18 protein-coding genes are annotated in these 20,670 nt (G+C 62.4%); 6 read left to right on the plus strand and 12 right to left on the minus strand.

Features of this window, described 5'->3' with window-relative positions; genetic code table 11:
* Positions 1 to 159: 159 nt before the first annotated feature.
* Genes TM49_RS16340 through TM49_RS16350 form a run of 3 tightly spaced genes read right to left on the minus strand, consistent with a single transcriptional unit; the run spans position 160 to position 3,338 of the window.
* The gene (locus TM49_RS16340; protein WP_045682842.1) at positions 160 to 1,365 is read right to left on the minus strand and encodes an ABC transporter permease; all 1,206 of its coding nucleotides are present in this window, start codon (positions 1,363 to 1,365) and stop codon (positions 160 to 162) included.
* Positions 1,355 to 2,077, minus strand: coding sequence for an ABC transporter ATP-binding protein (locus TM49_RS16345; RefSeq protein ID WP_045682844.1), 723 nt, complete (start codon positions 2,075 to 2,077; stop codon positions 1,355 to 1,357). Before TM49_RS16345 ends, TM49_RS16340 begins: the two co-directional genes overlap by 11 nt.
* 10 nt (positions 2,078 to 2,087) lie before the next feature.
* The gene (locus tag TM49_RS16350; RefSeq protein WP_045682847.1) at positions 2,088 to 3,338 is read right to left on the minus strand and encodes an efflux RND transporter periplasmic adaptor subunit; all 1,251 of its coding nucleotides are present in this window, start codon (positions 3,336 to 3,338) and stop codon (positions 2,088 to 2,090) included.
* Between the two features lie 260 nt (positions 3,339 to 3,598).
* Here TM49_RS16350 and TM49_RS16355 point away from each other — a divergent pair, with 260 nt between their 5' ends.
* Together TM49_RS16355 and TM49_RS16360 are read left to right on the plus strand one after the other, a co-directional pair.
* Positions 3,599 to 4,123, plus strand: coding sequence for an invasion associated locus B family protein (locus TM49_RS16355; protein WP_144409587.1), 525 nt, complete (start codon positions 3,599 to 3,601; stop codon positions 4,121 to 4,123).
* Positions 4,124 to 4,406: 283 nt separating this feature from the next.
* Positions 4,407 to 5,084: a type VI secretion system-associated protein TagO gene (locus tag TM49_RS16360; protein WP_045682851.1), complete on the plus strand. Its 678-nt coding sequence runs from the start codon at positions 4,407 to 4,409 to the stop codon at positions 5,082 to 5,084.
* Positions 5,085 to 5,250: 166 nt separating this feature from the next.
* Here the strand turns inward: TM49_RS16360 and tgt are convergent, their stop codons facing one another.
* From tgt to gyrA, 7 genes are all read right to left on the minus strand, one after another.
* The gene (tgt, locus tag TM49_RS16365) at positions 5,251 to 6,384 is read right to left on the minus strand and encodes a tRNA guanosine(34) transglycosylase Tgt (RefSeq protein WP_045682853.1); all 1,134 of its coding nucleotides are present in this window, start codon (positions 6,382 to 6,384) and stop codon (positions 5,251 to 5,253) included.
* Positions 6,381 to 7,460, minus strand: a complete 1,080-nt coding sequence (gene queA, locus TM49_RS16370; RefSeq protein WP_045682855.1) for a tRNA preQ1(34) S-adenosylmethionine ribosyltransferase-isomerase QueA — start codon at positions 7,458 to 7,460, stop codon at positions 6,381 to 6,383. The genes tgt and queA overlap by 4 nt, the downstream gene beginning before the upstream one ends.
* 217 nt (positions 7,461 to 7,677) lie before the next feature.
* Positions 7,678 to 8,187 (minus strand): peptidylprolyl isomerase, encoded by a 510-nt coding sequence (locus TM49_RS16375; protein WP_045682857.1) that lies wholly within the window; start codon positions 8,185 to 8,187, stop codon positions 7,678 to 7,680.
* Positions 8,188 to 8,255: 68 nt separating this feature from the next.
* The gene (locus TM49_RS16380; protein ID WP_045682859.1) at positions 8,256 to 8,828 is read right to left on the minus strand and encodes a peptidylprolyl isomerase; all 573 of its coding nucleotides are present in this window, start codon (positions 8,826 to 8,828) and stop codon (positions 8,256 to 8,258) included.
* Between the two features lie 31 nt (positions 8,829 to 8,859).
* Positions 8,860 to 9,354, minus strand: a complete 495-nt coding sequence (coaD, locus tag TM49_RS16385; RefSeq protein WP_045682861.1) for a pantetheine-phosphate adenylyltransferase — start codon at positions 9,352 to 9,354, stop codon at positions 8,860 to 8,862.
* 76 nt (positions 9,355 to 9,430) lie between these two features.
* On the minus strand, positions 9,431 to 10,135 hold the full coding sequence (locus TM49_RS16390; RefSeq protein ID WP_045682862.1) for a class I SAM-dependent methyltransferase: 705 nt from the start codon (positions 10,133 to 10,135) through the stop codon (positions 9,431 to 9,433).
* 83 nt (positions 10,136 to 10,218) lie between these two features.
* Positions 10,219 to 13,029, minus strand: coding sequence for a DNA gyrase subunit A (gyrA, locus tag TM49_RS16395; RefSeq protein ID WP_045682864.1), 2,811 nt, complete (start codon positions 13,027 to 13,029; stop codon positions 10,219 to 10,221).
* Positions 13,030 to 13,277: 248 nt separating this feature from the next.
* Here gyrA and TM49_RS16400 point away from each other — a divergent pair, with 248 nt between their 5' ends.
* Positions 13,278 to 13,907: a MarC family protein gene (locus tag TM49_RS16400; protein ID WP_045682866.1), complete on the plus strand. Its 630-nt coding sequence runs from the start codon at positions 13,278 to 13,280 to the stop codon at positions 13,905 to 13,907.
* Positions 13,908 to 14,011: 104 nt separating this feature from the next.
* On the opposite strand, the gene TM49_RS16405 is transcribed toward TM49_RS16400, so the two are convergent.
* On the minus strand, positions 14,012 to 14,542 hold the full coding sequence (locus tag TM49_RS16405) for a single-stranded DNA-binding protein (RefSeq protein WP_045682868.1): 531 nt from the start codon (positions 14,540 to 14,542) through the stop codon (positions 14,012 to 14,014).
* A 277-nt stretch (positions 14,543 to 14,819) separates the two neighbouring features.
* On the opposite strand from TM49_RS16405, the gene uvrA reads away from it, so the two are divergent.
* The 3 genes from uvrA to TM49_RS16420 are packed head-to-tail and all read left to right on the plus strand — an operon-like array spanning position 14,820 to position 19,017.
* A complete protein-coding gene (gene uvrA / locus TM49_RS16410; protein ID WP_045682870.1) occupies positions 14,820 to 17,741 on the plus strand; it encodes an excinuclease ABC subunit UvrA in 2,922 nt (973 codons plus the stop codon).
* The gene (locus tag TM49_RS16415; RefSeq protein ID WP_425283295.1) at positions 17,741 to 18,196 is read left to right on the plus strand and encodes a GNAT family N-acetyltransferase; all 456 of its coding nucleotides are present in this window, start codon (positions 17,741 to 17,743) and stop codon (positions 18,194 to 18,196) included. The genes uvrA and TM49_RS16415 overlap by 1 nt, the downstream gene beginning before the upstream one ends.
* 20 nt (positions 18,197 to 18,216) lie before the next feature.
* Positions 18,217 to 19,017: a DUF72 domain-containing protein gene (locus TM49_RS16420; protein ID WP_045682872.1), complete on the plus strand. Its 801-nt coding sequence runs from the start codon at positions 18,217 to 18,219 to the stop codon at positions 19,015 to 19,017.
* Here the strand turns inward: TM49_RS16420 and TM49_RS16425 are convergent.
* Entirely contained in the window at positions 19,010 to 20,479 is a 1,470-nt protein-coding gene (locus tag TM49_RS16425) for a bifunctional ADP-dependent NAD(P)H-hydrate dehydratase/NAD(P)H-hydrate epimerase (RefSeq protein WP_045682873.1), read from the minus strand. The two genes, TM49_RS16420 and TM49_RS16425, sit on opposite strands and share 8 nt — an antisense overlap.
* Positions 20,480 to 20,670: the final 191 nt, after the last annotated feature.

Genomic DNA, 20,670 nt, shown 5'->3' on the forward strand with positions numbered 1-20,670 from the left:
GGGCGCAGCGCAAGCTTATGAACTCTGAGTATCTTTGATAGGGTTCACCCCTCTCTGTCGCTTTCGCGACATCTCTCCCTCAGGGGGAGAGATTGGGGGTGAGAAGCCAGAGGACCACCCAATGGCCAGCGCCCCCTGAAGTTTGTCTCACCCCGCCTACTACTCGTACCGCAACGCATCGATCGGGTTCAGCCGTGCCGCCCGGCGCGCCGGGAAATAACCGAAGACGACGCCTATAAGGGCCGAGAAGCCGAAGGCTGCGCCGATGGCGGTGTAGTCGATGACGAAGGGCAGGGCGAGATACTGAACGGCGGCGTAGGCGACGGCGAGGCCGAGCACGATGCCGGCAAGCCCGCCGATCAGCGCCAGCACCACGGCCTCCACCAGGAACTGCGCCAGCACCTGCCGCTCGAGCGCGCCGACAGTGAGACGCAGGCCGATCTCGCGAGTGCGCTCCGTCACCGAAACCAGCATGATGTTCATGATGCCGATGCCACCGACGAGCAGGCTGACGGCGGCGACCGCGCCGAGCATGCTTGTCAGCACACCCTTGGTGCCCGCCATGGCATTGGCGATCTCGGTCATGTCGTTGACCTCGAAATCATCGGCACGTCCGGGTTCGATATTGCGGCGCTCGCGCAGAAGGGCGGCGACCTGCGGGCGCACCTCATCGGTGGTGAGGCCGTCGCGGGCCGACAGAAGAATGCTCTCGATATAGTTGTCGCCGCCGACGCGACGCTGGAAGGTGGCGATCGGCATCAGCACGATGTCGTCCTGATCGCGGCCCATGCCGCTGTCGCCCTTCCTGGCGAGAAGTCCGATGACGGCACAGGAAACATTGCCGACCCGGATGTTCTTGCCAACGGGATCGCTGTCGCCGAAAAGCGTCGCGCTGACCGTGGCGCCAAGGATGCAGGTCGTGTCGTTATCGCCGTTGGAGCCACCGGTGAAATCACCGCCGGAGGCGACAGTCCAGTCCTGGGCGGCAAGAAAGTCGTCATTGGTGCCGATGATGGTGGTGCGCCGGTTGTTGCCCTCGGCGACGACGGTGGTCGTGGAGGTATTTTGCGGCGCGACGGCGGCAAGGCCGGGGATCTGGTTGCGAAGGGCGGAGATATCGCGATCGGTGAAGCCTTTGGCGGCTTCCGTCGGCGCCCCTGGCGCGCGCTGGCCCGGCCGCACGAACAGCACGTCGTTGCCGAGCCGCGCGATCTCGCTGCGGACCTCGGCGGCGGTGCCACTACCGATGGTCACCATCGAAATCACCGCCGAAACGCCGATGATGATGCCCAGCACGGTGAGGAAGGAACGGAACAGGTTGCGCCGGACGGCGCGGAGCGCGAGCTTCAGCATCTCAGGAAACATGGTCGTTCTCCTGCCGTTCGAGCCGGCCCGGCCTGAAGCCGCGGTCCAGCGAGCCATCGAGGAACTGCATGCGCCGGCTGGCATAGCGGGCGACGTTTTCCTCATGCGTCACGATCACCACCGTCAGGCCAATATCGCGATTGAGGCCGGTGATCAGCTCCATGATCTCGTTGCTCGTCTTGGTATCGAGGCTGCCGGTCGGTTCGTCGGCGAGCAACACTGTCGGCTGGGTGATCAGCGCCCGGGCGATCGCCACACGCTGCTGCTGGCCGCCGGAAAGGTCGTTCGCGCTCTGGTGCAGCCGGTCGCCGAGACCGACCTCGACCAGTGCCTGCTCGGCCCGCTCCCGCCGCTCGGCCCGCTTCACGCCCCGATAGATCAGCGGCAGTTCGACGTTCTCGATTGCCGAGGAGCGCGGCAGCAGATTGTAGCGCTGGAACACGAAGGCCAGCAGATGACGGCGCAAAAGCGTGAGTTTGGAGGAGGGGAGGTCCGTCGTGTCGACGCCCTGGAACAGGAACTGACCGTCGGTCGGCCGATCGAGCCAGCCGAGAATGTTCATCGCCGTCGACTTGCCCGAGCCAGATGGCCCCATGATCGAGACGAACTCGCCGGCCTCGATCGAGAAATCGACGCCGTTCAAGGCGTGGATCGCGGCCTCGCCGGCGCCGTAGATCTTGTAGACATTGCGGAATTCGATGAGCGGGCTCATGCCTTCTCCCTCATTCTGCGCCGGTGATGAGCGTGTCGCCGGCGCGCAGGTCGCCCTCGAGCACTTCCGAAAACTGCCCGTTGCTGGCGCCGACGACGATATCGACAGGACGCGCCTCGTCGTTGCGCAGCAGGTAGACACGGCGATGGTTGGCGCCATCCGAATTTTCCGGCGGCGTCTGGTCGGCGCCCGGCGGGGCGTAGCGCAGCGCCGCATTGGGCACCAGCAGCGCATCGTCATTCTCGTCGACGAAGATGTCCGCCGTCGCCGTCATGCCCTGGCGCAGCGTCAGGTCATCATTGGCGACGCTGAGCACCGCCTTGTAGGTGACGACATCGCTTGCAAGTTCGGAAGCATAGCGGATCGAGGCGATTTCGGCAGGAAAGCGCTGGCCGGGATAGGCTTCCACGGTAAACGTCGCCTTCTGGCCGATCGCGACCTGGCCGACATCGGCCTCGTCGATATCGACCCTCAGTTCCATCTTCTTCAAGTCGCCGGCGATGACGAAGAGAGTAGGGGCCTCAAGCGAGGCGGCGACCGTCTGCCCGACATCGACGTTGCGCTTCAGCACCACGCCATCGATCGGCGAGCGGATGGTGGCCTTGGAAAGCTTGAGCTCGGCAAGCTCCAGCTCGGCCTCGGCGACCGCCACCTGGGCGTCGGCACTGTCCTTGCCGGCGATCGCAGCATTGTAGGCGAACTGGGCATCCTGCAGATCCTGGCGCGGCGCGACGTCGCGATCGACCAGCGTCTGGGTTCGGTCCATCGTCACCTTGGCCGATTCGAGCGTCGACTGGGCGGCGGCAACATCGGATTTGGCGGCGGCGAGCTTCGCCTTGACGCTCAGAATATCGGCCTTCAGCTCATCGGTATCGAGCTCCAGCAGCGGGTCTCCGGCGCTGACATGGCTGTTGTAGTCGACAAGGACCTTCTTCACCGTTCCCGACAGTTCGCTCGAGATATCGACCTTTTCCGTCGGCTCGATCGACCCTGTGGCGGTGATCGAAACGGCGAGCGGCCCGCGTGCGACCTCGACCGTCTGATAGCTGGGCTTCGAAGCGACAATGGTGAGATCATCGCGGACATACTGATAGCCGACGTAGCCGACCGCGCCGAGAACGACCAGAAAGAACAAGAACCGCCAGGGAAAACCAGAGCCCGGCTTCTTGTCGAGGTCGCCCAGAATGGCGTGAATATCCGGTGTTTGCGGACGTGGGCGGGCCGGTTGTTCGGCTCCGTTCCTGTCCTGATCCGAGGACATGGGGCGGCGCTCCTGATACGCGATACGATGTTGCCGGGACTATGGCCATGAACCGGTTTTCATGCAAGCGCCCAGACGGTTTTCCCCGGATGACGGTACGACCCGGGCACCTGGGCGATGGAGTCTCCGTATTTCGCCTCAAAGTTGCTCTCGAACACTGATTGCGTGGCCTCAGTGGAGATTTGATGCTAAGTTCGTTGCGAATCTGGTGCAGCCTGGTTTGGCTGTGGAGCTTTTAAAATACCTTCGGAGGCGTTCTCGTGAAATTCCGTCTTTTTGCCATGGCCGCCGCGTCGGCCGTTCTTTCTCTCGCGCCGATGAGCGCCGCCCTGGCGGAACTGCCGGAAGGGGCAAGCTCGATCAACGAAGACTATCAGGACTGGCGCGTGGCTTGCGTTTCGGTCGACAACAACGACCGCTGCTCGATGCTGCATAACCAGGTGGCAAAGGACTCCGGGCAGCGTGTTCTCTCGATCGAGCTGACAGCGCCAACAGCCGACGGGCTTCAGGGTATCGTGCTGATGCCGTTCGGCCTGGCGCTTGCCAACGGCGTTACGCTCAACATCGATACGGCGACCGACGGACCGAAATTCGGCTTCTCGACATGCCTGCCGCAGGGCTGCATCGCGCCGATCCGTTTCGATGCGGCGATGATCGACAAGCTAAAGAATGGCGGCGCGCTGAACATCACCGCGACGGTCGTCGACAGCGGCGAGCCGATCAACATCACGGCCTCACTGAAAGGCTTCACCGCCGCCTATAACCGACTGAACGCGCTGCGCTAAGTCTGGTTCAAGATAGACGAGAAGCCGAAGCCGCGATCAGCATCGCGCTTCGGCTTTTTTGTTGCTGCCGGACACTGACACTGTGTGGGCGACAATGCCTGGGCAACAGCTAACACTTTGCCTTATAGGACACGTTTCAGTTCCATAATCTGTCTTATGCAACAATTGCCGTGATGGGATATCGTTGGTTGTTGCCGCGAACGAGTTGCACTTTATGCGAAAAATGATATCGATTAGTAACATATAAAAGCGTCACTGGGTTGAAGTCCTACATGGGGGGGATATGAACTTTTACGTCAAACCGCTAGCGCTTTTCACGGTTGCCTTTGCTAGCATCACCAACGGGGCATTTGCCGCAAATCAGGACCCTGCCGAATGTCATAACCAAGACACTGACCGAGCGCGCCTGATTTGCTATGATCATGTCACAGGCTACGAAGCGTCGGCGGAGCCGGGTGCCCCCATTTCGGGAGATGAACTCGACAAGAACCTCGCGAAGACTGCCGACAAGGTCAAGAAGCTCGGCCTCCAGTGGCGCGTCAGAGAGACGAAGAGCAAACTCGATGAACGCCATGATGTTTTCCTGACGACATTGAGCTCAAATACGCAGCCGAACCAGATCGGGCAATATGAACACGCCAGCTTGACTGTACGCTGCATGGAAAACACGACCAGCGTACTTTTCGGCCTGCCCCAATATATCAGCGACAGCCAGACAGTTCGATATCGCCTGGATGACGATCCAGTGCGTTCGATCTGGATGGATCCCATGAGAGGAGGAGACGGCGCTGGTGTATGGACGGGTGCAAAGGCAATCCCGTTCATCAAACAAATGCTGGGAAAGAACGAGTTGATCTTGAGCTTTAAGGCCTACAGCCGAGGACTCGAATTCACCTTTCCAATCTATGGACTAAAAGGTCACATCAATCAGGTCGCCGAAGCCTGCAAATGGAAGTTATAGGCTTTGTCGTTGTATAGAGCCCTCTTAGCCGAGGCGCATGCAACGTAGGCTGTTTTGCGGGCAAGAGCGGCCAATATTCAATCATAGGACATTTCCTGCCTGCTTCTGCAGCATTTTCGGTTTTCCCGCCCGCCCCGGATATGAACGCAAATTTCCGGGGCCGGGGCTAGAGCGCCGGCACGTCACCCCTCGCCCAGCCTTCCTGCGTTTCTGCCATGAAGTCCTCATACCGGCCTTCGGCGATCGCTGCTCGAATACCCTGCATAAGTTGCTGATAATAATGAAGATTATTCCAGGTCAACAGCATGCCGGCAAGCGATTCATTGGCACGGACGAGGTGATGCAGATAGGCGCGGGAATAGTCACGCGTTGCCGGGCAGATGCTTTCTTCGTCCAGCGGGCGGAGATCCTCCGCATGGCGGGCGTTCCTGAGGTTCACCTTGCCGCGCCGGGTGAAGGCGAGGCCGTGGCGCCCTGCCCGTGTCGGCATCACGCAGTCGAACATGTCGATGCCGCGGGCGACCGACTTCAGGATGTCGTCCGGCGTGCCGACACCCATCAGATAACGTGGTTTCTGCGTCGGCAGCTCCGGCAGCGTGATTTCCAGCATGTCAAGCATCACCGCCTGCGGCTCGCCAACCGCGAGACCGCCGACCGCATAGCCCTTCAGGTCCAGATCGGCGAGACCTCGGGCGGATCGGACCCTGAGATCGGGAATATCACCACCCTGAACGATGCCGAACATCGCCTTGCCGGGCTGATCGCCAAAGGCGACGCGGCAGCGCTCGGCCCAGGCAAGCGACATTTCCGTCGATTTCTCGATTTCCGGCCGCTCGGCCGGCAGCCGGACGCATTCATCGAGTTGCATCTGGATGTCGGAGCCCAGAAGCCCCTGAATCTCGATCGAGCGCTCCGGGCTCATATGGTGGACGCTGCCGTCGATGTGCGACTTGAAGGTCACGCCCTTCCTCTCGTCGATCTCCCGCAGCGCGGCGAGCGACATCACCTGAAAACCGCCGGAATCGGTCAGGATTGGATGCGGCCAGCGGATCAGCGAATGCAGCCCGCCAAGCCGGGCGACGCGCTCCGCACCCGGCCGCAGCATCAGGTGATAGGTGTTGCCGAGGATGATATCGGCACCGAGGTCCCTCACCTGATCGAGATACATCGCCTTCACCGTGCCAGCCGTTCCGACCGGCATGAAGGCCGGCGTACGGATCACGCCGCGCGGCATCGAGATCTCGCCAAGACGGGCATTGCCGTCGGTGTTCTTCAGGGTGAAGCGGAAGTCTTCGCTCATGGGTCTTTCCTGAACAGCAGGCTGGAATCGCCGTAGGAGTAAAAACGGTAACCGGTTTCGATGGCGTGGGCATAGGCAGAACGCATCGTCTCAAGACCGGAAAAAGCCGAAACCAGCATGAAAAGCGTCGATTTCGGCAGGTGGAAATTGGTCATCAGCATGTCGACGGCGCGGAAGCGATAGCCGGGGGTGATGAAGATGCCGGTCTCGCCCTCCCAGGGCTGAATCCCGCCCTCTTCCGCAGCGGCGCTTTCCAGCAGCCTGAGCGATGTCGTGCCCACGGAAACGATGCGACCGCCCCGCGCCTTCACCGCGTTCAGCGCCTCTGCCGTTTCCGGCGAGACGATACCGCGCTCGAAATGCATGACGTGGTCATCGGTATCATCCGCCTTGACAGGCAGGAACGTGCCGGCGCCGACATGCAGCGTGACGAAGTGCTGCTCGATGCCGACCTCTTCCAGCGCCTTCATCAGCCGTGGGGTGAAATGCAGGCCGGCCGTGGGCGCGGCCACGGCGCCGTTTTCGCGGGCATAGACGGTCTGGTAATCGTCCCGGTCCTTGCCATCCTCGGCGCGTTTCGAAGCGATATAGGGCGGCAGCGGCACATGGCCGACCCGCATCAGCGCCTCGTCGAGCGCAGCGCCGCGGGCATTGAAGGTGAGAACGACCTCGCCCCCTTCCCGCTTTTCCTCGACCGTGGCCTCAAGTGCCGTCTCACCGTCTGGGGACGTGAACCGCAGCATATCGCCGGGCTTGATCCGCTTTCCCGGACGCGCAAATGCGTGCCAGATATTGTCGGCCTTCCTCAGATGCAGCGTCGCCGACACCGGCACCTCCTCACCGCCCGCGCGGTGGCGGATGCCTTCGAGCTGGGCCGGGATCACCTTGGTATCGTTGAACACCAGCGCATCGCCCGGCCGCAGGAAGGACGGCAGGTCGGTCACGACGTGATCCTCGAGAACACCATCCGCGCGCTCCGGCCGCACCACTAGCAGCCGCGCGCTATCGCGCGGATTTGCGGGTCGAAGCGCGATGTTTTCATCCGGCAGGTCGAAATCGAAGAGGTCTACACGCATTGTATCAGGACATTTCTCAAATTCGAAAACCCGCCGGCCTTGGCCGGGCGGGTTTGAGGCGTTTCGATAGCACGGGCGTCATGCTCGGGCTTGACCCGAGCATCCGATCACATCGGACCCGAGCAGAGTATCAATCAGGTCGTGACGAACCGTGCCTGGATCCTCGGGTCAAGCCCGAGGATCCAGGCACGGTGATGGAAGGGCAGGCCCAACCCGATCACGCGTCAGCGGCAACCTTCATCGTGATGATGTGGTCGGGGTCGCGCACCGGCTCGCCCTTCTGGAAGGCGTCAACGGCGTCCATGCCCTCGATGACCTGGCCCCAGACCGTATACTGCTTGTCGAGCCACGGGGCGTCGGTGAAGCAGATGAAGAACTGCGAGTTGGCGGAGTTCGGGTTCTGCGAACGCGCCATCGAGCAGGTGCCGCGCACGTGGCGCACGGTCGAGAACTCGGCCGGAAGGTCGGGCTTGGCCGAGCCGCCGGTACCGGCGCGGGACGGATTGAACTTGTCCGAGGTCTTGTCGCCGTGCTGGACATCGCCGCCCTGCGCCATGAAGTCGGCAATCACGCGATGGAAGACGACGCCGTCATAGGCGCCCTCACGGGTGAGTTCGCGAATGCGCTCAACGTGCTTCGGAGCGACATTCGGGAATGCCTCGATGACGACCTTCCCCTTGGTCGTTTCCATGATGAAGGTGTTCTCGGGGTCTTTGATTTCGGCCATTGATCTCTCCTGTGGCGCTGGTCGAAGTCGAGGCGGCAAGCCCGGAAGGGCGCTGCCGCACACCATAATTACTTGCCGGGTGTGACAGTCAGTATCCGGTCTGGGTCGCTCACCTTGCCGTTCTGCGCGGCATCGCCCTTCTTGATCTTGTCGACGTTATCCATGCCTTCGACGACCTCGCCGATCACGGTGTACTGGCCGTTCAGAAACGGGCTGTCGTCGAACATGATGAAGAACTGCGAGTTGGCGGAGTTCGGATCCTGGGCCCGGGCCATGCCGACCACGCCGCGCTTGAACGGCACGTCGGAGAATTCTGCCGGCAGATCGGGCATGTCGGAGCCGCCCATGCCGGCGCGGTCCAGGTTGTAGCCATCCTTCTCGTCGCCAAACTGAACGTCGCCGGTCTGTGCCATGAAGCCGTCGATCACGCGATGGAAGACGACGTTGTCATAGGCGCCGTCCGCGGCGAGTTCCTTCACACGGGCAACATTCTGCGGCGCGACGTCATCGAAAAGCTCGATGACGAACGGACCTTCCGTCGTGTTCACCGTCAGATAGTCGCCACTGTCCTGCGCCATGGCGACGCCAGAAAATGTCGAAAGCAGCGTTGCCGCGGCCAGTCCCGCAATCATCTTGCGCATATCGTTCTCCTAAAGATTTCCTCACCTGGGCCTATTGCGAAAACTTCGCCTTCAGCGCCGACGCCACATAATCCGGCACGAAATGACCGACTTCGCCGCCCATGGCCGCGACCTGCCGCACCAATGTGGCCGATATCGGACGCGATGCCGGTTTCGCCGGTAAAAACACGGTCTGGATATCCGGCGCCATGTCGCCGTTCATCCCGGCCATCTGCATTTCGTAGTCGAAATCCGTCGTATCGCGAAGCCCGCGGACGATCAGGCTTGCGCCCTCGTTGCGAGCGGCAGCGACGGCGAGACCGCTGAAGGCGATGACGGCGATGTCCCCTGCCCGCTCGGGCAGGCTTTCAGCCACGCCGCGCTTCAGGAAATCGGCCCGCTCATCGAAGGAGAATAGCGGCTGCTTGCCGGCATTGACGCCGATGCCGATGACGAGCGTCTCCGCGACATTCAGTGCCTGCAGCACGATGTCGAGATGCCCGTTGGTCATCGGGTCGAACGAGCCTGTATAAAATGCCTTCGCCATATCTGCGCCCCGTTTCCGGTTTCGGCCTTTTGTCACGGAACGCGCCGTCCCGCAAGCCAGTTCGCGCCGGCAGGCGTCAGACCCGCCGGGCGAGCCAGGCGCCCCAGAACAGGCTCGCGAAGAAGCGGATCGGCGCGTCGAAACCCGCATCGGCAAGCAGCGTGCTCACCGCTTCCTCGGATTGCGGCGGTTCGGCCCCCTGCATCAGCCTGCCCATCTTGGCCTCCACCTCGTCCGCCGCAGCGCCATGCATGCGCCAGCGGTTTGCCCACGCGGCCATTAGCAGCGGCTCGGAGGCATAGGTACGATAGTTTCCGGCAACGACAAGGGGCGAACCCGGTTTCAGTCGCAGCGCGATCTGCGCCAGGATGTCCTGCTTTTCGGCATCGCTTGGCAGGTGATGCAGAACGCCGATCAAGATTGCCGCGTCAAAATTCGCCTCAGGCGCGAGGTCGGTAACAGACCCGAGCACGGTTTCGACACGCTCTGACAGCGAGGCCTCGGCGATATGCGTGCGCGCGAGTTCCAGCATCGGTTCGGAAGGATCGACGGCCAGGAAGCGCCATTGCGGCTCCAGCCGGGCGGCGGTCACGATCTCGCCCGCCGTTCCGCCGGCGCCGACCACCAGCACCTGCGCCGGACGCCCCTCGCCGATCGCTGCCGCAAGCATGCAGGCCGATAGCTCGTGGCAGGCGTCATAGCCGGCAAGGCCGATGCGGCTCTGGCGCGCATATTCGCCGGCCCGCGACTGATCGAACTTCGCAGCAGAATCCTGTTTCACGTCGTCTCCTCCCTGACATGTCTTGATTCACGCAAAAGCCGGACCACAGGCCCGGCTTTGCTTTGTTTCTATCCGATCGAGGATCACGCCTCGCCGTCTGTCTCTCCGGCAGCGCCGCCTTCCGGAGCATTGCCTTCGGCAGCCGGCGCTTCACCGTCTTCAACGGCCCCTTCGATGACTTCGTCATCGTCCGGCTCGCTGATGACCTCGACCGAGACGACCTTCTCATCAGCACCGGTCTTGAACACGGTGACGCCCTTGGCGGTGCGGCTGGCGATGCGGATGTCGTAGACGGGCACCCGGATCAGCTGACCGGCATTGGTCACCAGCATGATCTGGTCGCCGTCGAGAACCGGGAAGGCGGCAATCAGCTTGCCGATTTCGTCGGTCTTCGACGTATCGGTGGCGCGGATGCCCTTGCCGCCACGACCGGAAATGCGGAAGTCATAGGACGACGAGCGCTTGCCGAAACCCTTTTCCGTGACGGTCAGGATGAACTGCTCGCGGAACTTCAGTTCCTCGTAGCGGTCATCGCTCAGCACACCCTCTTCCGTCACCTCCTCGCCGACAAGCGCGATATCCTCGCCCTCCCCGGTTTCGGCGCGACGTTCAAGTGCCGCACGCTTCAGATAGGCGGCGCGTTCCCACGGCTCGGCATCCACATGGCTGACGATGGTCATCGAGATGACCTCGTCGCCTTCCGCCAGACCGATGCCGCGCACGCCGATCGAATTGCGCCCCGCAAAGACGCGGATCGCCGGAACCGGGAAGCGGATCGCCTGGCCCATGGCGGTTGTCAGCAGCACGTCGTCATCCGGCGTACAGGTCCAGACCGACAGGATGCGATCGTTCTCGTCGTCGAGCTTCATCGCGATCTTGCCGTTGCGGTTCACCTGCACGAAGTCCGAGAGCTTGTTGCGGCGCACGGTTCCGCGTGTGGTGGCGAACATCACGTCGAGCTCGGCCCAGCTGTCCTCATCCTCCGGCAGCGCCAGAATGGAGGTGATCGCCTCGCCCTGCTGGAGCGGCAGCATGTTGATCAGCGCCTTGCCGCGCGATTGCGGCGTGCCGATCGGCAGGCGCCAGACCTTCTCCTTGTAGACGATGCCACGCGAGGAGAAGAACAGCACCGGCGTGTGGGTATTGGCCACGAACAGGCGGGTGACGAAATCCTCATCGCGGATCGACATGCCGGAGCGGCCCTTGCCGCCGCGGCGCTGGGCCCGGTAGGTGGTCAGCGGAACGCGCTTGATGTAGCCGTTGCGCGACACGGTGACGACCATGTCCTCGCGGGCGATCAGATCCTCGTCGTCCATGTCCGGACCACCTTCGAGGATCTCGGTGCGCCGAGGCGTGCCGAACTCGTCGCGCACCGCGATCAGCTCTTCCTTGATTAGCTCCTGGATCCTCAGGCGCGAAGACAGGATTTCGAGGTAGGACTTGATCTCGTCGCCGATCTTGTTCAGCTCGTCTCCGATTTCATCACGGCCAAGGGCCGTCAGGCGCGACAGGCGCAGTTCGAGGATGGCGCGGGCCTGTTCCTCGGAAAGCTGGTAGGTGCCGTCCTCGTGGATCTTGTGACGCGGGTCATCGATCAGCAGGATCAGCGCCTCGACATCCTGCGCCGGCCAGTGGCGCTCCATCAGCTGTTCGCGCGCGGTCGCCGGATCGGGCGCACGGCGGATCAGGTTGATGATCTCGTCGATATTGGCGACGGCGATGGCAAGACCGACGAGCACATGGGCCCGGTCGCGTGCCTTCTTGAGCAGGTATTTGGTGCGGCGGCTGACGACACTCTCGCGGAAGGCGACGAAGGCCCTCAGGATGTCGAGCAGCGTCATCTGCTCCGGCTTGCCGCCGTTCAGCGCCACCATGTTGCAGCCAAACGAGGTCTGCAGCGGCGTGTAACGGTAAAGCTGGTTGAGGATGACGTCGGCATTGGCATCGCGCTTCAGCTCGATGACGACGCGGTAGCCCTCGCGGTCCGACTCGTCGCGCAGGTCGGAGATGCCCTCGATGCGCTTTTCGCGCACCAGATCGGCCATCTTCTCGATCATCGTCGCCTTGTTCACCTGGTAGGGAATTTCGGTGATGATGATCTGCTCGCGATCGCCGCGCATCGGCTCGATGGTGGCGCGGCCGCGCATGATGACCGAGCCACGGCCAGTCTCATAGGCGGACTTGATGCCGGCGCGGCCGAGGATCTGGGCACCGGTCGGGAAATCCGGGCCCGGAATGATCTGCATCAGCTCCGGCAGTTCGATCGCCGGATTGTCCATCACCGCGATGCAGCCGTCGATCACTTCCGACAGGTTGTGCGTCGGGATGTTGGTCGCCATGCCGACGGCGATGCCGCCCGCGCCATTGACCAGGAGGTTCGGGAACTTCGCCGGCAGCACAACCGGCTCTGACAGCGTGCCGTCATAGTTCTCGCGGAAATCGACGGTCTCCTTGTCGAGATCGTCGAGCATGGTGTGCGCGACCTTCTGCAGCCGGCACTCGGTGTAGCGTTCGGCCGCCGGCGGATCGCCGTCGACGGAGCCGAAATTGCCCTGCCCGTCGATCAGCGGCAGGCGCAACGACCAGTCCTGCGCCATACGCGCCAGCGCATCGTAGATCGCCGAATTGCCATGGGGATGGAACTTACCCATGACGTCACCGGTGATACGGGCGCACTTCATGTATTTCTTGTTCCAGTCGACGCCGAGCTCCGACATGCCGTAGAGGATGCGCCGGTGCACCGGCTTCAGCCCGTCACGTACATCCGGCAGCGCGCGGCTGACGATCACGCTCATCGCGTAATCGAGATAGGAACGCTGCATTTCCTCCATGATGGAGATGGGCTCGATGCCCGGCGGGAGGCCCCCGCCCGATGGTGTCGTTTGATCTGTCAAATCACGATCTCAAATCTAGAATCATATGGCGTTTTTATAGCCGAAACCGTCTGCCGACGCCAATTTATCGGCGCTTGGGCCCGCGATACGCCCTGTTTTCCCTCATAATTTATTCGTATTCGGGGGCGAAGTTATGGCAGGGTGGTAAAACCCGGCCGATTGCTACCCTTAAGCGGTGAGATCGGAGGCCATCAGCGCATGAGAGCGGTTGCCGCCCTGCCAGACGAGAGACCGAAGTGGGAGCGCACATGATTGACTTTTCGGCCTGGATCAACGGCTTCACCACGCTGATGGTGACCACGGATCCGCCTGGCATGGTGCCGATCTTCCTGGCGCTGACCGCCGGCATGACGCGCGACGAACGCCGCAGCGTCGCCATCCGCGGCACGATCATCACATTCTGTCTGCTGATCGCCTTCGGCCTTTTCGGCGACGACATTCTCGGCGCACTCGGCATCTCGATGAGCGCCTTCCGCATCGCCGGCGGTCTGCTGCTGTTCTGGATCGGCTGCGAAATGATCTTCGAAAAGCGCCAGGAGCGAAAGGAAAAGACGACAGAAACCGCCGTGACCAAGGATCACATCGCCAATCTCGCGGCTTTTCCCCTTGCCATGCCGCTGATCGCCGGCCCCGGCGCGATCTCGGCCACGATCCTGCTCGGTTCGCGCACAAACGGCGTTCTGGACGTGCTGGCGCTGATCCTGATGATCCTGATCACCTGCCTCGTTGTTCTCTCAGCGATGCTGCTCGCCGGCTACATCGACCGGCTGCTGGGCGAAACCGGCCGCAACATCCTCACGCGCATTCTCGGCATGATGCTGACCGCGCTGGCCGTCCAGTTCGTCATCGACGGCGTCAGGTCGGCGATCCCCGCATAAAGCAACCGCGCGGCACGAAGCGTCCCCAGAGACAAGGCTGAAAGCCGCCGCAAACGAAAATCGGCGGCTTGCGCCGCCGAAAACAATGCGTTTCGTCTTAATGATCAGAACGGAATGTCGTCGTCGAGGTCCTGCGAGAAACCACCACCGCCGCCGCCGCCACTGCTGCGACCGCCGGAGGAACCCTGCGAGGAGCCGTAGTCGTCGTAGCCGCCGCCACCGCCCTGGTAGCCGCCGCGATCACCGCCGCCACCGAAATCGCCACCCTGACCGCCGCCTTCGCCGCGACCATCGAGCATGGTCAGCGTGGCGTTGAAGCCCTGGAGGACGACTTCGGTCGAATAACGGTCCTGGCCGCTCTGATCCGTCCACTTGCGGGTCTGGAGCTGGCCTTCGATATAGACCTTGGAGCCCTTGCGCAGGAACTGTTCCGCGACCTTGCAGAGACCTTCCGAGAAGATCACCACACGGTGCCATTCCGTACGCTCCTTGCGCTCGCCGGAATTGCGGTCGCGCCAGGTTTCCGAGGTGGCGACGCGCAGATTGGCGATCGGCCGGCCGTCCTGGGTGCGCCGGATTTCCGGATCCGCACCGAGATTGCCTACGAGGATGACCTTGTTTACACTACCTGCCATGAGAACCACCTGTTTGACCGCCGACCGCGGTCCGAATACACAATTTCACCCAGCATAGACGATATGCCTCGCCGAAAGCAGGCCGCGTGGCGAAATCCACAACAAAACGGCGAGCCATCGGGGCGGTGAATGACACTGCAAAAATGTTCTTTATTTGTTCTAGTTCACTGCTATGATCAAGTCAAGCGCGAGTCATTTCCGCCACTGATCTTGGCGCCCCCTCGACAGATTGCCCCTTTGACCTACATATGAAGCGATTTCCATTGCCGAGAAAGCCATGAGCGAACTCAAAAACATCTCCATTCGCGGTGCCCGCCAGCACAATTTGAAGGGCATCGACGTCGACCTGCCGCGCAACTCCCTGATCGTGATGACCGGGCTTTCCGGCTCGGGCAAGTCGTCGCTTGCCTTCGACACGATCTATGCGGAGGGCCAGCGCCGTTATGTCGAGAGCCTGTCGGCCTATGCCCGGCAGTTCCTCGAGATGATGGAGAAGCCGGATGTCGACCGGATCGAGGGCCTCTCCCCGGCGATCTCGATCGAGCAGAAGACGACGTCGAAGAACCCGCGTTCGACGGTGGGCACCGTCACCGAGATCTACGACTACATGCGCCTGCTGTTTGCCCGCACCGGCGTGCCCTATTCGCCTGCGACCGGTCTTCCGATCGAAAGCCAGACCGTGACGCAGATGGTCGATCGCATTCTGGCGCTCGAAGAACGCACGCGGCTTTATCTTCTGGCGCCGATGGTTCGCGGCCGCAAGGGCGAGTTCCGAAAGGAGCTGGCGGAGCTGCAGAAGAAAGGCTTCCAGCGCGTCAAGATCGATGGTGAGTTCTATGAAATCGCCGACGCGCCGAAACTCGACAAGAAATACAAGCACGACATCGATATCGTCGTCGACCGTATTGCGGTGCGCTCCGACCTTGCCACCCGTCTCGCAGACAGCCTCGAGACATGTCTGCAGCTTGCCGAGGGATTGGCGGTCGCCGAATATGCCGACCGGCCGCTGCCCGAGGGCGAGACAGCCGCTGGCGGCGCCAAGAACAAATCTCTGAACGAAACCCATGAACGGATTGTTTTTTCGGAGAAATTCGCCTGCCCGGTTTCCGGTTTCACGATCCCGGAGATCGAGCCGCGCCTGTTCTCGTTCAACAATCCCGTCGGTGCCTGCCCGACCTGTGACGGCCTCGGATTCCAGCAGAAGATCGACGAGGGATTGATCGTTCCCGATCGGACGAAGAAGCTCTCCGATGGCGCCGTCGCGCCATGGGCGAAATCGTCCTCGCCTTACTACAAGCAGACGCTGGAGGCGCTCGGCCGCCATTTCGGCTTCAAGATGACCAACCGCTGGGAAGAGCTTTCCGAGATAGCCGCCGAGGCCATCCTGCACGGGACCGACGACAAGATCGAGTTCAACTATGCCGACGGTGCCCGCTCATACAAGACCACGAAGAGCTTCGAGGGCATCATGCCCAATCTGGAGCGGCGCTGGAAAGAGACGGATTCGGCTTGGGCGCGCGAGGAGATCGAGCGCTACATGGCTGCAGCCCCCTGCCCGGCCTGTAACGGTTATCGCCTGAAGCCGGAGGCGCTCGCGGTCAAGATCGACAAGCGCCATATCGGCGAGGTCAGCCAGATGTCGATCCGTGCCGCCCGCGACTGGTTCGAGGAACTGCCCAAGCATTTTTCTCAGAAGCAGAACGATATCGCAGTGCGCATCCTCAAGGAAATCCGCGAGCGGCTGCGTTTCCTGAACGACGTCGGGCTCGAATATCTGACGCTGTCGCGCAATTCCGGCACGCTTTCCGGCGGCGAAAGCCAGCGCATCCGGCTGGCCTCGCAGATCGGCTCCGGGCTGACGGGTGTGCTTTATGTGCTCGACGAACCGTCGATCGGGCTGCACCAGCGCGACAATACACGCCTGCTCGATACGCTGAAGCATCTGCGCGACATCGGCAACACGGTGATCGTGGTCGAGCATGACGAGGACGCGATCCTTGCCGCCGATTATGTGCTCGATATCGGCCCGGCCGCCGGCATTCACGGCGGCGAGGTGATTGCGGAAGGCCCGCCGCCCGCGATCATGGCCAACCCGAAATCGCTGACCGGTCAGTATCTGAGCGGCGCCCGCGCCGTGCCGGTGCCTTCCGAGCGGCGCAAGGGCAAGAAGGGCAAGGCGCTGAAGGTGGTCGGCGCCCGTGGCAACAATCTGAAGGATGTCACGGCGGCGATCCCGCTCGGTGTGTTTACCGCCGTCACCGGTGTTTCCGGCGGCGGCAAGTCCACCTTCCTGATCGAGACGCTCTACAAGGCGGCCGCCCGCCGGATCATGGGCGCGCGCGAAAACCCTGCCCCGCATGACCGGATTGAAGGGCTCGAATTCGTCGACAAGGTCATCGATATCGACCAGTCGCCGATCGGCCGCACGCCGCGCTCCAACCCCGCGACCTATATCGGCGCCTTCACCCCGATCCGCGAATGGTTCGCCGGGCTGCCGGAGGCGAAGGCGCGTGGCTATCAGCCGGGCCGCTTCTCGTTCAACGTCAAGGGTGGGCGCTGCGAGGCCTGCCAGGGCGATGGTCTGATCAAGATCGAGATGCACTTCCTGCCGGACGTCTACGTCACCTGCGACGTCTGCCATGGCCAGCGCTACAATCGCGAAACGCTGGAGGTGAAGTTCAAGAGCAAGTCGATCGCCGACATTCTTGAACTCACCGTCGAGGAAGGCGTCGAATTCTTCTCGGCCGTGCCTTCGGTCCGTGACAAGCTGCGGACGCTTTCCGATGTCGGGCTCGGCTATATCAAGGTCGGCCAGCAGGCGAACACGCTTTCGGGCGGCGAGGCGCAGCGCGTCAAGCTCGCCAAGGAACTGTCGCGCCGCTCCACCGGCAAGACACTCTATATTCTCGACGAGCCGACGACCGGCCTGCATTTCCATGATGTCGCCAAGCTTCTGGAAGTGCTGCATCAGCTTGTGGAACAGGGCAATTCGGTCGTCGTCATCGAGCACAATCTCGAGGTCATCAAGACCGCAGACTGGGTCATCGACATCGGGCCGGAAGGCGGCGATGGCGGCGGCGAGATCGTTGCGACCGGCACGCCGGAGGCCATCGTGAAAGAGAAGCGGTCCTATACCGGGCAGTATCTGCAGGAACTCCTGGAGCGGCGGCCGCCGAAGAAGACGGAAGCGGCGGAATGATTGGGCCGCGTCGCGCCGTTCTGTCGGATTTGCAATCCGTCGCGGACCTGACGCGGGAGGCCTACGCCGTCTACCTTCCGGTTCTCGGCTATCCGCCGGTTCCGGTGACGGAGGATTATGCGCCGCGCATCGAACGGGGAGAGGTCTGGCTTTTTGCCGATGGCAGCGATATTGCCGGGCTTTGCGTGACCGAACTCCTCCCAGACCACCTCATGCTGTTCAGCATCGTCGTGGCGCCACCCCATCAAGGCAAGGGCTATGCGGTCATCATGCTCAACTGGTTGAGAGAGCTTGCCAGAGCTGAAGGTCTGGCTGAGCTCCGGCTATACACGAACGCCTTGATGACCAGGAATATTGAGCTCTATCGGCGTTTTGGTTTCATCGAGACGGGCCGGCGGCCCAATCCGAGGCAACCCGGTTTCACTATTGTCGACATGGCAATGCCGCTCGACTGAGAACTCGACAGGGGGAAATAATGTCCAAGGCAGGTAAAATCAGGGTCGGTATCGGTGGCTGGACCTTCGATCCGTGGAACGAGTCCTTCTATCCGGATAAGCTGCCCAAGACCCGCCAGCTCGACTATGCCTCTGAAAAGTTGGCCGTGATCGAGGTGAACGGCACCTATTACTCCTCGCAGAAACCCGCAACCTTTGCCAAATGGGCCGCGAGCGTGCCGGATGGCTTCATCTTCTCGCTGAAAGCCAGTCGTTTCTGCACCAACCGCAAGAATCTTTCGGAAGCCGAGGGGTCGATCGAGAAGTTCCTGGGCCAGGGCATCACCGAGCTTGGCGACCGGCTCGGCCCGATTCTCTGGCAGTTCATGCCGACGAAAAAGTTCGAGGCCGACGACTTCGAGGATTTCCTGAAGCTGCTCCCGGCCGAACGTGACGGGATTGCCCTGAAGCATGCCATCGAGGTCCGGCACCCTTCCTTCGTGGTGCCGGAATTCGTCGCTCTTGTGCGCAAATACGGCGCCACCATCGTCTGCGCCGAACATCCGGAATATCCGATGATTGCCGATGTCACCGGCGATTTCGTCTATACCCGCCTGCAGAAGGGAGCAGACGACAATCCACATTGCTATCCGGACAAAGGGCTTGATGAATGGGCTGGTCGGTTGAAGCAGTGGGCGAGTGGCGAGGCGCCCGGCGACCTGCCGCTTCTCGATGACGCCAGGCCGAAGGCGGCGCCGCGCGATGTCTATGCCTTTTTCATCACCAACGGCAAGGTTCGGGCGCCCGCAGGCGCCATGGCGCTGCAGGAACGGGTCAGCTGAACGCGCTGAGCGGCGGCAAATGGCCCGGCAGGTCCTCTGCCGTCAGCCCCTCGCCCGCCCGGCTCCCGGCTTCCCCATGCAGGAAGGCGCCGGCGCAGGCCGCTTCGAAGGCCTCCATGCCCTGGGCCAGGAGGCCGCCGATGATGCCGGCGAGCACATCGCCGGAGCCGGCGGTCGCGAGCCAGGGCGGGGCATTGGCATTGATTGCCGCCCGGCCATCCGGCGCGGCAATCACCGTGTCGGCGCCCTTGTAGAGCACGACGGCATGGGCGCGAGCGCTCGCTGCGCGCGCCTTCTCCACCTTGCCGCAGTCGTCATCGGCGGCGATATCCGGAAACAGCCGGGAAAACTCGCCCTGGTGCGGCGTCAAAACGCAATGCGGCGCGAAACGGCCGAGTGTCACGAACAATTCGTCCGGCGCCTCCGCAAAAGCACTGATGCCATCGGCATCGATCACAGTCGGCCGTTCGGCGAGCGCCTGGACAAATTCGCGTGCCCGTGCATCGGCGCCGAAACCGGGCCCGATCACGAAAGCCGAGAGGCGCCGGTCGGCGAGCCAGTCCCGAAGATCGTCGGCCTCGTCGAGCCTGCGCTGCATGATGGCGGTCTGGTGGGCAGCGACCTCGGCCTCCGCCGAAGCCGGAACGGCCAGCGTGACCAGCCCGGCGCCGCACCTGATTCCCGCCATCGCCGAAAGTCTTGCCGCGCCGGTCTTGCCGGCAGGGCCACTGAAAACGCCGAGGTGCCCACGACTGAACTTGTGCGCGCCGGCGGCCGAATGCGGCAGCGCCGCGCGCCAGAGTGCCGGGCTGTTGACCGAAAGCTTGCCGCCCTGAGCGGCCCTGACGATCCGCATCGGAATGCCGATATCGGCGACCTCCAGCACGCCGCAAAGGTCGCGGCCGGGCAAGAGATAATGCCCCGGCTTCGGCGCCATGAAGGTGACGGTGCGGGTTGCGTGGAAGGCTGCGCCCAGCGGCGCGCCGGTTGCGCCCGAAAGTCCCGAAGGCAGGTCGACGGCAAGCACCGGCACGCCCTTCCGGCCGATAGCCTCGATCAGCGCGGTGACAGCCCCGGAAAGCGGCCGCGCCAACCCTGCCCCGAACAGCGCATCGATCACCAGGTCTCCGGCTTGCGGCAAATAGGCCTCAAGCGATTGCGGCTCGATGGGGCATTCAAAACGGGCGGTGCGCGCATCGCCCTTCAGCTTGTCAGGATCACCGAGCGCATGGATGGCAACGTCCATACCGGATTCTGCGAGGGCCCGTGCGACAACATAGCCGTCGCCGCCATTATTACCTGGCCCGGCCAACACGATCGCGCGCCGGACGGTTGCGAAGTGCTTCAGCGCCGAAGCGGCGACCGCGTAGCCCGCCTTCACCATCAGCCCGTAGCTATCGATTCCGCTTTCGGCGGCCAGCCGGTCGGCCGCGCCCATTTCGTCCGGTGTCAGCAAAATCATCGGTGGCTCCTTGAATACGGCGAATAAACGAAAAATCCCGCAATAAGGCAAGCATTCGCCAATTGCCGTCTAATTTATGGTCAATTGCCTATAATGGCAGCACACCCCCATGCCTAAAAACCATGCGAACATGCCCTCCGACGGCCACGAACGCCTTTCTCTTGACGCCGATGCGCCTTTTCGCGAACCTG

This window comes from Martelella endophytica (assembly GCF_000960975.1).
In the GTDB taxonomy this organism is placed as follows: Bacteria; Pseudomonadota; Alphaproteobacteria; order Rhizobiales; family Rhizobiaceae; genus Martelella; species Martelella endophytica.

What these genes read in the sequence shown, in the direction of transcription:
- TM49_RS16340 (WP_045682842.1), bottom strand. Translation starts at nt 1,365, where the DNA reads ATGTTTCCTGAGATGCTGAAGCTCGCGCTCCGCGCCGTCCGGCGCAAC.
- TM49_RS16375 (WP_045682857.1), bottom strand. Translation starts at nt 8,187, where the DNA reads ATGGCCGAAATCAAAGACCCCGAGAACACCTTCATCATGGAAACGACC.
- TM49_RS16350 (WP_045682847.1), bottom strand. Translation starts at nt 3,338, where the DNA reads ATGTCCTCGGATCAGGACAGGAACGGAGCCGAACAACCGGCCCGCCCA.
- TM49_RS16380 (WP_045682859.1), bottom strand. Translation starts at nt 8,828, where the DNA reads ATGCGCAAGATGATTGCGGGACTGGCCGCGGCAACGCTGCTTTCGACA.
- TM49_RS16425 (WP_045682873.1), bottom strand. Translation starts at nt 20,479, where the DNA reads ATGATTTTGCTGACACCGGACGAAATGGGCGCGGCCGACCGGCTGGCC.
- TM49_RS16405 (WP_045682868.1), bottom strand. Translation starts at nt 14,542, where the DNA reads ATGGCAGGTAGTGTAAACAAGGTCATCCTCGTAGGCAATCTCGGTGCG.
- coaD (WP_045682861.1), bottom strand. Translation starts at nt 9,354, where the DNA reads ATGGCGAAGGCATTTTATACAGGCTCGTTCGACCCGATGACCAACGGG.
- TM49_RS16420 (WP_045682872.1), top strand. Translation starts at nt 18,217, where the DNA reads ATGTCCAAGGCAGGTAAAATCAGGGTCGGTATCGGTGGCTGGACCTTC.
- tgt (WP_045682853.1), bottom strand. Translation starts at nt 6,384, where the DNA reads ATGAGCGAAGACTTCCGCTTCACCCTGAAGAACACCGACGGCAATGCC.
- TM49_RS16360 (WP_045682851.1), top strand. Translation starts at nt 4,407, where the DNA reads ATGAACTTTTACGTCAAACCGCTAGCGCTTTTCACGGTTGCCTTTGCT.
- uvrA (WP_045682870.1), top strand. Translation starts at nt 14,820, where the DNA reads ATGAGCGAACTCAAAAACATCTCCATTCGCGGTGCCCGCCAGCACAAT.
- queA (WP_045682855.1), bottom strand. Translation starts at nt 7,460, where the DNA reads ATGCGTGTAGACCTCTTCGATTTCGACCTGCCGGATGAAAACATCGCG.
- TM49_RS16345 (WP_045682844.1), bottom strand. Translation starts at nt 2,077, where the DNA reads ATGAGCCCGCTCATCGAATTCCGCAATGTCTACAAGATCTACGGCGCC.
- TM49_RS16400 (WP_045682866.1), top strand. Translation starts at nt 13,278, where the DNA reads ATGATTGACTTTTCGGCCTGGATCAACGGCTTCACCACGCTGATGGTG.